The organism is Microbacterium sp. 18062 (assembly GCF_902706225.1).
Taxonomy (GTDB): Bacteria; Actinomycetota; Actinomycetes; order Actinomycetales; family Microbacteriaceae; genus Microbacterium.
On the sequence record NZ_CACSKB010000169.1, the window covers coordinates 1 to 595 of the forward strand.

Here is a 595-nt window from a genome sequence, read left to right on the forward strand (position 1 = left end):
AGCTATGGCTGTGCGTGACGGTGAAGGGCGCTAGCCCATCAAGTTGTTGTGCCTCTTGCAGCAGTGCAAGCGCTTGTGCTCGGAGTCGGAGAGCCCTTGTGGACTTCGGATCAGTAGTCTTCATGATGGTTTTCGTATGCATTGGGGAGGCGCCGGCACCATGGGCAAAAGTGCGCGCCACGGGGTGATCAGCGTCTGCCAACTGGGACGGCACCCATCAGGCAAGGCCCAATGGGTGCGCGATACCACAGCGAAATCAGCCGAGCCCGACTTAGATGCTGCGCATCGCCGTCAGCAACTCGTCGCGCTGCGCGTCATCGAGTGAGCCGTTAGGAACAAATGCCCACACCGCCGTGCGATGCAAGTCCACGTGCTCGACGTCGGGCACCGCGAATTGCAGGCCCGGGTAGCTGCTCCTGAGACGAGGGAGTGCGAGGAGGATCCGGCGCGACACTTCGTCCCGCGTGGGCAGCTTCCGGTACCACGGGTCCTGGAGGTTCACACGGTCCTTCTCGCTTTCGGCGGTCGGGAAAGAGATGTCGAAGAGCAAGCCCCATACACCGTCCTTTCGGACGACGCACGAGGCGTTCCATGG

Annotated in this window: 1 protein-coding gene; it reads right to left on the reverse strand. The window is 62.0% G+C overall.

Going from position 1 to position 595, the window contains the following annotated elements:
- Nucleotides 1-271: 271 nt before the first annotated feature.
- On the reverse strand, nucleotides 272-595 hold a 324-nt coding region (locus GVL03_RS19190), incomplete at its 5' end, for a hypothetical protein (protein ID WP_235038258.1).